The following is a 289-nucleotide window of genomic DNA, read 5'->3' as shown; positions in this document are numbered from 1 at the left end:
GTGGAAAAGCATTTCCGGGGGGAGGCCCGGTAAATATGGCAGTTTATACACTCCGTTTAGGAGGAGAGGCTGCATATATTGGACCAGTAGGTGATGACGTCTACGGACAGATTATGATAGAAACTATCAAAGCGAAAGGCGTTGACACTTCGCATTTGCGTGTAGAAAAAGGAAAGACAGCCGTTACCCAGGTTGAATTGATAGATGGCGAAAGAGTATTTGGAGATTACGACGAAGGCGTATTGGAAAAATATAAATTAACAGATGAAGATATTGATTATATCAAAAA

At 41.2% G+C, this 289-nt stretch carries 1 protein-coding gene; it reads left to right on the top strand.

Annotation, left to right across the window (positions count from 1 at the left end; translation table 11 throughout):
• Nucleotides 1–35: 35 nt before the first annotated feature.
• The coding region (locus PZE06_RS28875) for a PfkB family carbohydrate kinase (RefSeq protein WP_306421353.1) at nt 36–289 on the top strand (254 nt) is incomplete at its 3' end.

This window comes from Robertmurraya sp. DFI.2.37 (assembly GCF_029211245.1).
Lineage (GTDB): Bacteria > Bacillota > Bacilli > Bacillales > Cytobacillaceae > Robertmurraya > Robertmurraya methanolica_A.
The sequence above is the reverse complement of the archived record's forward strand: the minus strand, read 5'-3'. Positions and strand labels throughout refer to the sequence as shown.